Origin of the sequence: Pseudomonas sp. SH10-3B, from assembly GCF_019891415.1 — a bacterium.
Classification (GTDB): domain Bacteria; phylum Pseudomonadota; class Gammaproteobacteria; order Pseudomonadales; family Pseudomonadaceae; genus Aquipseudomonas.
In genome coordinates this window covers 92,797-100,297 of sequence record NZ_JAFLXD010000024.1, presented here as the reverse complement: position 1 = coordinate 100,297, position 7,501 = coordinate 92,797, and the positions used below count along the sequence as shown (strand labels likewise).

Genomic DNA, 7,501 nt, shown 5'->3' with positions numbered 1-7,501 from the left:
CCACCACCAAAGTACTGGACCTGAGCGCGTTTGTCGGCGATGCCAAAGCCCGCGTCGGGGTCTGGCCGTTTATCACCACGCCTTACCCGGTGTGGTTGTGGCTGCGGGGAAGAACGGCCAGCAACGTCGTGCATGACCGCACGGTGTTCAACGGGGCCGGTTCGTCGGCGGTCAATGCGAACTGGGTCAATACCGGAGGAATCGAGGTCACGATTCCCCGCACGTACCTGGCGGGACTGGGGCATGGCACCAAGCTGCAGATGGAGTTCAAGGCCGCGGTGAGCCTTAGCAAGGATCTTAAGCAGGCCATTAGCTTTCCAGTGGTGGAATACACTGTCGATAAACGTCCGTCCATTGATCAGTCGACCATGATCCTAGATGGATATTCTGTAAGAGCCAATTGGCCGAGAACGGGGTTGGATTCAGTTGGAAATACAGCTGTTCGAGTTGCTGCTGGAGGTACCCCACCTTATACATATACCTCCAATAATCCGGGTATAGCCTCTGTGAATTCGACGACGGGAAAAGTGACCGGCGACGGCAACGGTCTTGCCATTATTACTGCTGAAGATCAAAGTGGGCTGACGGCGACATACAGCGTTGTTGTGAGCAACGTATTTCGCCTGATTATTTCGAATGGACCGCTAAATTTTGGACAAGCGCTTGCTTGGATGAGCTCTATGAGTGGAGTTCCGTTAACCATACATGCCGAAAATGATATGCTGCGCACCTACTTACAACCATGGCTACTAGACGGGAGATATTGGTGTTGTGACCCTAATGGGATAGGTTGCGCTATCCCCTATTATTCTACTTATTACCTCAGTATTGGAGTTCCCGGGATCGTATGCGGCGATATTCTTGATGACAATAATAGCTGGGGCGCATTGTGCTTGGTAAGAATATAAAGCACAGCAATAAGGAAATAAGTACGCATTGGAACTCCCCCTGAACGTTCTTCATCCGCTCTTGTAGGTCGTATCGCGGAGCGTCACAGGATGCATTCCCACGCGGAGCGTGGGAATGACCCTCAGACCACTTTCAGGTACGAACTGTGGATCGCCCCCGCCAACTCCCTCACCGTCTCAATAAACTCCGTCAACCGACTATGCAACCCATCCTCCAAAATCTCATCAATCCCCGTATACCGCAGCCGCGCCTCAAGCGCCGCAGCTAACCGTTGCAACGCGCGTCCATAACTGCCAGATAAGTCGAGGCGAGTGACTTAGGTTTTTCGCCAGTCTTTTTACCCGGCGAGCTTGAAACTGATGGTGATTTGGCTGGCATGGCTGCTCTCCTGAATGACGACGTCGCACGGATAGCCCGTGTTGTTTACGTCATAAAACGCCTGGTCCTCGGCTACTGACTGGAACGTGAGTAAGGGCGTGCCCGCAGCACAGCAGGGCACGTGTAAGTCAATGATGAAGTCGCCGGAGTGGTCTGGGTGATAAACTCCGACACCTACGCAATTCTTAAACAACTGAGAACCGCCAAGCCTATTGATATAACGTTTAGCGGGCTATCTGATAGGGCTTACTGGATTAAAAAAGAGCAAGACACGCTTGGCCTGGCAATCGTCGACACGCAGGTGGTTGAAATCACAGCTGATATAGGGGGTATTCAACGCCCTGAACGGATGGTTTTACATCCGTTTCGTGCTCTGGCGTATATAACCGACCTGAATGGGTTGATATTGATTGTGCGGCTGTAGAGGTAAGTAGAAGGGATAGTTGTATTGATCCCGCTCGCCACAGGGAGATTCGCTGAAGAGTTGTGGGTACCCATGCTCATCGGGGGCAAGCCCCCCTTCACATTGGAGTTACGTAGGGCTCAGGGTTTGGCCATCACCGCGACAAACAGCGGCGACTCCAGAAACTGCTGTAACCACACATGCAGTCGCCGATACGGCGTCGTGGCAAACCACTCCCGATCCACATGGGCAAACTGCCGCACAAACGGTACCAGTGCCATGTCGGCCAGGCTCAAGTGGTCGGCCAGCAAGTATCCATTCTGTGCCAGCAGCCCTTCCAGCTTCTGCAAGAACACTTCGCCGTCTGCCCGATAACGTTCCATCGGTTGCTCCGGGTAGCGTTCGGCGTACTTGTATCGATTCAAATGATGTTTGAACGTTGAGTCGTTTTCGGCGATCAGTTCAAGCACCGCCGGGTTCCCCTGCAACAACCAGTCATCCGGGTCGTGCTGCGCCAGGGCCCACTGCATGATCCCCAGGCTCTCATCGATCACCCCGCCATCCACCACCAGCACCGGCACCGTGCCTTTGGGCGACAGCGCCAGCATTTCGGGCGGCTTGGCCTTGAGGCTCACCTCGACGATACGCACCGCCAGCCCCGCATAGCGCAATGCCAAGCGGGCGCGCATGGCGTAGGGGCAGCGTCGAAACGAATACAGCAGCGCCTCGCTCACTTGACCTCCAGGGTGCTCAAGCCATTGCCCTGGCGTTTGACCTGGATCTGCACCGGGATGCGCTCGTGCATTTCCTGTACGTGGGAGATCACCGCCACCTTGCGGCCTTGGGCTTGCAAGCCGTCGAGGGCGTCCATGGCCAATTGCAGGGACTCGGGGTCGAGGCTGCCGAAGCCTTCATCGATAAACAGCGATTCGATTTTCAAGGTGCTGGACGCCATTGATGCCAAGCCCAAGGCCAAGGCCAGCGAGACCAGGAACGTCTCGCCACCCGACAGCGAATGCACCGAGCGCAGTTCGTCGCCCATTTCCGTGTCCATCACCAGCAGGCCCAACATGCTGCCGCCGCGCTTGAGGCGGTAGCGGCGCACCAGTTGGCGCAGTTGCACGTTGGCGTGGTGCACCAGCAGGTCGAGGTTGTAGGCCTGGGCGATCTTGCGGAAGGTGTCGCCGGTGGCCGAGCCGATCAGCGCGTTCAGGCGCGCCCAGCGTTGCCACTCCTCATAGGCCTTGGCGATTTGCTCGGCCAGGGCACTGTTGGCGTCCTGGCGACGCTGGTCTTCGGACTGGCGCGCGCGCAGTTCGGCGCAGTGTTTTTCGCCCTCGGCCAAGTGCTGATTGAGTGCGGCCAGGGCGCCATCGAGTTGTTCGGCGTCCAGGTTGCCGTTGTGCAGGGCCTGGTGTTCGGCGAGGCGTTGTTCGCGCTCTTGCAGCAACACCTTGGCTTGCTCGACGGCTTTTTCGCTGCTGTGCAGATGCTCGCGCAGCGCGGTGATGTGCGCGTCATCGAACGCCAGCAGACGCGCCAGGCCCTCGTCATCCAGCTCTGGGTGCAGGGCGCGCCATTCGGTGGTGCGGGCGTCGAGGCTGTGCTGTTCGGCTTCGAAGGCTTGCTCGCGCTCCTGCTGGGCCTTGAGGTCGGCGGCCAGTTGGATCAGTTGGTTGCGGATGTCCTGCAACTGCTGGTTGGCATCGGCCTCGCTCTGGCGTGCCTGCACCACGGCCTGTTCCAGTTGCTGCTGCCAGTGTTCGGCGCTGGGGTGTTCGCCCAGCAAGGCACTGAGTTTTTCCTGGGCGGCCTGCTGCTGCGCTGCCAGTTCGGCAAATTGCTGGTTCAGGGCATCGAGTTGCTGCTGGCGATGCTGTTGATGGGTGTGTTCTTTCTCGATGGCCTGTTGGCGCTGCTGTTGCTCGTCCCGCTCATCGCGTTGGTGGCCCAGTTGTTCAAGGCGTTGGCTGACCTGCTGGTCGAGCAGCATAAAGGTCGCGGCGGGTTCGCTGCGCAAGCCTTCGAGGGTTTCTGCCGGCAGGAGGCTGGCGAAGGCGTGCAGCTCTTCGTCAAGACGCTCGCGGTCGTTGGACAGTTCGCGCTGTTGATCCAGCATCAATTGGCGGGCCTGCTGGCTGCTGTCCTGAGCGGTTTGCAGTTGTTGCTGCAAGCGCCCGGCGTTTTGCTGCAGGTTGAGCAGGGCGCCCTGGCGCTGTTCGTCCTGAGTGATGCTTTGGCTCAGTTGGCTGAGTTGCTGGGCCAACCAATGGCTGCGTTTGGCCTCGTCCTGATTGAACAGCGAGGCCGCCAGTGGGTGCGCGTCGAGGCTGGGCTTGAGTGCTTGTTGTTGCGTGGCCAGGAGCTCCTGTTGGTGCAGGAATTCTTTTTGCTGGGCGATCAGGCCGCCGACTTCGCCACGTAGCTCGGTGAGTTTTTCCTTGAGGCTCTCGACGGCTTGCTGCGCCGTGGCCTCTTCGTTGTCGTCGTGGCGACCGAGACTGTGCAGCAGGGCTTCGGGCTGGTGATACGGGTGCTCGTGGCTGCCACACACCGGGCAGGGCTGGCCGTCCTGCAGCTGCTCGCGCAATTCCTCGACGCTGGCACTGCGCGCCAGGCGCTGGCGCTCCAAGAGTTGCTTGGTCACCGTCAGGGTCTGTTCGGCCACCGCCAGCTCGGCCTTGGTTTGCAGGCCGGTCTGGTTCAGTTGGTCGCGTTGCTGCGCGGCATCGGCGAGCTTTTGCGTGATGGCAACCGCTTGCTGCTCCAGCTGCTGCTGACTGTCCCACAGGCGTGACAGGTCTTCGAAGGCGCGCTGCTGCTTGCGATTGTCCTGCAACAGGCTGGCCAGCAGTTGCACCTGTTCGGCCACGGCATGGGGTTCGGCGCCGGCTTCTTGATACAGCAGGTCGAGGGCTTCGCGTTGCTGGGCAAATTTTTCTGCGGCGCTGGTCGCACGCTGTTCAAGCTGTGGCAGTTCGGCCTGGCCTTTTTTCAGGCGATTACCGATCAGCATCAACTGTTGCAGGCGATCTCGGTAGGCGTTCCAGGCATCGCTCAACGGCGCGAGTGCGCTGCTGCGTTCCAGTTCGGCGGCGAGGAGTTGCAGGCGCTCGTCGACTTGTTTTTGCTTGTCGAGCAAGCCATTCAAGTTGGCCTGACCTTCAGTGCAGGCGGTTTCAGCCAGCTGTTTTTCAGACGCGAATTTGCCCAAGCTCTCGGTCAGGTGGGCGAGGGTATTTTGCGCATCGAAGGCTTGGCGTAGCAGGGGGGCGGCGGCGGTTTGTTGCTGCTGTGCGTCAACCAGCGCGGTCTGGGCGGCGGTCTGCTGTTGTTGCAGTTGCGCCTGGCGGGTATGCAGTTCGACCTGTTGCTCGGTGTGCCGCTGAATCTGCGCGGCCAGGGGCGTCAGCAAGGTGAGCAATTCAGCCTTGCGTGCAAACTGATGGCGTTGCGGTGCCAGTTGGTCGAGACGGTTCAGGTCCTGGCGCTGCCGGGCCTGGTTGTCCCACTCGGCTTGCGCACGCTGCAATTGTTCGGTGGCACTGCGCTGGCGGTCTTGCCATTCATGCAGTTCCTTGAGCCAGGTGTGCTGCAACTCCAACTGCTTGAGCTGGGCCTGCTGGGTCTTGAGCTGCTGCTGGGCCGCATCGAATTGCTGGTCCAGTTCGGCGCGAGCTTCGGGGGCCAGGGGCACCACGCCGGTGGCCTGGTCCTGCAGGTGTTTGTGCGCGTCCTTGGCCTCCTTGGCTTTGTCGAATGCGCGACGGCCAAGCTGGGTATAGAGCGCGGTGTCGGTGAGCTTTTCGAGCAGTTCGCTGCGCTCGTTATCGTTGGCCTTGAGGAAGGCGCTGAACTCGCTTTGCGCCAGCAACACCGCGCGGGTGAACTGCTCGAAGTTCAGGCCCAGGGCCAGTTCCAGCTGGGTCTTGTATTCAGTTTTCTGGCTGGCCAGCAGTTGGTCGCTGTCCAGGTCGATCAGGCTCTGACGGCTGTTCTGCAGCTTGCCGCTGGCCTTGTCGCGGGCGCGGTTGGCTTCCCAGCGTGCGCGATAGCGACGGCCGCTGACGCCGACAAAGTCCACCTCGGCATACCCGCCACCGGTGCCGCGACGGATCAGGGTGCGTGGGTCACCGATGGAAATATCGCTGTCGGCATCCGGCATCTTGGCCTGGCCGGTGTCACCCAGGCGTGGCACGGCGCCAAACAGCGCCAGGCACAGGGCATCCAGCAGGGTACTTTTGCCGGCCCCGGTCGGCCCGGTGATGGCGAACAACCCGGCACTGGCCAAGGGTTCGGCGGTAAAGTCGATTTCGAACGGGCCCGCCAGGGAGGCGAGGTTTTTCAGGCGGATGGCGAGGATCTTCATGGCTGTTCACCCTCCTGTTGCACTTCCTGGAGCAGCACGGCGAAATCCTTCAAGGTCTGTTCATCCACTTCACTGCCGTAGCTGTCCTGCCAGGCACGGCTGAACAACTCCTGGGGCGTGAGCTGGTCGAGTTCGATCAGGTGCTCATCGTCGGTGTTTTCGCTGCCGCGTTTACCGGCGTATTCGGCAGCGATCCGCACCAGGCGCACGGCCTTACCTTGCAGGGCGGTTTCGATCTGCTGGCGCAGGTCCGGTTGCGGCTCGTCGAGGCGCACGCGCACTTCCAGCCAGGGGTGGCGCTGGGTTTCGGCGAGCAGGTCGATGTCGGGCAAGTCGGCCAGCTGTTTGAGGATGTCTGCCAGGGGCGCGGCTTCCAGGCGTTGCAGGTTGACCGAACGCGGAATCAGCAGCGGCTCGACGCTGACCAGTCGTTCGCCCTGGAACGTCACGTCGAGAATCTGGTGCTTGTAGCCGATTTCGGAAAACGACAACGGAATCGGCGAGCCGCTGTAGCGAATGCGCTCTTCGCCATTGACCTTTTGCGGCTTGTGCAAATGGCCAAGGGCAACATAGCCGACACTTTTGTCGAACAGTTTGGCTGGAAGCGCCTCGGCATTGCCGATGATCAGGCTGCGCTCGGAATCTTCCGATACCGAACCGCCGGCCATATGCGCATGGCTGATGGCGATCAGTGCCTGGCCTTTTTTGCGTTTGGCGTTAGCCGCCGCGATCAGCCACTCATGGACCTGGCCGATACCGTGCAGGTAGTCGTCACCCAGGTGCGCCCCGGTGACTTCCGCCGGGCGCAAGAATGGCAGCGCCAGGCACCAGCCGGCGACCTTGCCCTTGGCATCCGGCAGGGGGATCAGCAGGCGCTCGGCGTCCAACTGGCCGTCGTCCAGCCACAGCACGCGGCCCAGCGCATGGGTGCGCAAACGACGCATCAACGGCGCGGGCAGTTCGATCCGCGAGCCGGAGTCGTGGTTGCCGGCGATCATCACAATGGTCAGTTTCGGATTTTGTTCGTGGGCGCTGATGATGAAATCGTACAGACGCTCCTGGGCCTTGAGCGGCGGGTTCACGGTGTCGAAGATATCGCCAGCGATCAACAGCGCATCGGGTTGCTGGGCAGCGATCTGGCGCAGCAGCCACTCGAGGAAGCAGGCGTGTTCGAAGTCGCGTTCCTGGCCGTGCAGGTTTTGGCCAAGGTGCCAGTCGGAGGTATGGAACAGACGCAAGGCGAACTCCGTGGAGAAGATGAAAAGGAGGGGAGTTTACCTGTATTGCGAACCCGCTGCTCCAGACGACGCCGATCCAATGTGGGAGGAGGCTTGCCTCCGATGGCCATAGGTATCTACACAACTTTTCAGACCCTGAAAAATCTCCCACAACAGCCGTAGTTCAGCGTTGATTTGATTTTGTGGAGTGTCAGGAATGTAGCG

The 7,501-nt window shown here is 60.0% G+C and carries 4 protein-coding genes and 2 pseudogenes; 2 read left to right on the top strand and 4 right to left on the bottom strand.

The window, feature by feature from the left end; genetic code table 11:
• A pseudogene (locus J1G35_RS18615) lies at positions 1–908 on the top strand (hypothetical protein); the annotation flags it as partial.
• Positions 909–1,030: 122 nt separating this feature from the next.
• Here the strand turns inward: J1G35_RS18615 and J1G35_RS18610 are convergent.
• Positions 1,031–1,213, bottom strand: a pseudogene (locus J1G35_RS18610) (alpha-E domain-containing protein); the annotation flags it as partial.
• Between the two features lie 231 nt (positions 1,214–1,444).
• Here J1G35_RS18610 and J1G35_RS18605 point away from each other — a divergent pair.
• The gene (locus J1G35_RS18605; RefSeq protein ID WP_223015688.1) at positions 1,445–1,711 is read left to right on the top strand and encodes a hypothetical protein; all 267 of its coding nucleotides are present in this window, start codon (positions 1,445–1,447) and stop codon (positions 1,709–1,711) included.
• A 119-nt stretch (positions 1,712–1,830) separates the two neighbouring features.
• Here the strand turns inward: J1G35_RS18605 and J1G35_RS18600 are convergent, their stop codons facing one another.
• The 3 genes from J1G35_RS18600 to J1G35_RS18590 are packed head-to-tail and all read right to left on the bottom strand — an operon-like array spanning position 1,831 to position 7,297.
• Positions 1,831–2,424, bottom strand: coding sequence for a glutathione S-transferase (locus J1G35_RS18600; protein ID WP_223015687.1), 594 nt, complete (start codon positions 2,422–2,424; stop codon positions 1,831–1,833).
• The gene (locus J1G35_RS18595) at positions 2,421–6,059 is read right to left on the bottom strand and encodes an SbcC/MukB-like Walker B domain-containing protein (RefSeq protein WP_223015686.1); all 3,639 of its coding nucleotides are present in this window, start codon (positions 6,057–6,059) and stop codon (positions 2,421–2,423) included. Before J1G35_RS18595 ends, J1G35_RS18600 begins: the two co-directional genes overlap by 4 nt.
• Complete coding sequence (locus J1G35_RS18590; RefSeq protein WP_053133945.1) at positions 6,056–7,297, bottom strand: exonuclease SbcCD subunit D C-terminal domain-containing protein; 1,242 nt, start codon at positions 7,295–7,297, stop codon at positions 6,056–6,058. Before J1G35_RS18590 ends, J1G35_RS18595 begins: the two co-directional genes overlap by 4 nt.
• Between the last annotated feature and the right edge of the window lie 204 nt (positions 7,298–7,501).

Coding starts and splice junctions, on each gene's coding strand:
- J1G35_RS18595 (WP_223015686.1), bottom strand. CDS start 6,059: ATGAAGATCCTCGCCATCCGCCTGAAAAACCTCGCCTCCCTGGCGGGC.